The organism is Streptomyces sp. DH12 (assembly GCF_020873895.1).
GTDB lineage: Bacteria > Actinomycetota > Actinomycetes > Streptomycetales > Streptomycetaceae > Streptomyces.
In genome coordinates this window covers 1-479 of the sequence record NZ_JAHWGT010000833.1, presented here as the reverse complement: position 1 = coordinate 479, position 479 = coordinate 1, and the positions used below count along the sequence as shown (strand labels likewise).

1 protein-coding gene is annotated in these 479 nt (G+C 77.2%); it reads left to right on the top strand.

The genetic code is table 11. The features are described 5' to 3' along the window. Positions 1 to 479, top strand: a 479-nt coding sequence (locus LPA54_RS37315; protein ID WP_228984889.1) for a histidine kinase dimerization/phosphoacceptor domain-containing protein, incomplete at both ends; no start/stop codon positions are given.

Sequence of the window (479 nt, the reverse complement as noted above, 5' to 3'; positions counted from 1 at the left end):
GCTCACCATGACCGTCCTCACCGGCACCGCGATGGCCGCCGGGCCCTTGCCCTGGTACGCCCAGGAGAACCTGGCGATCCTCGCCTGGACCGGCATCGGCGCCACCGGCGGGGACGCCGTCCGCAGCCGCCGCGCCTTCGTCCAGGCCATCCGCGAGCGCGCCGAGCGCGCCGAACGCACCCGCGAGGAGGAGGCCCGCCGCCGGGTCGCCGAGGAGCGCCTGCGCATCGCCCGCGACCTGCACGACGTGGTCGCCCACCACATCGCCCTGGTCAACGTGCAGGCCGGGGTCGCCGCCCACGTCATGGACAAGCGCCCCGACCAGGCCAAGGAGGCCCTCGCCCACGTCCGCGAGGCCAGCCGCCACGCGCTCGGCGAACTGCGCGCCACCGTCGGCCTGCTGCGCCAGTCCGGCGACCCCGAGGCGCCCACCGAGCCCGCCCCCGGCCTCGACCGCCTCGACGAGCTCGCCGCCACCT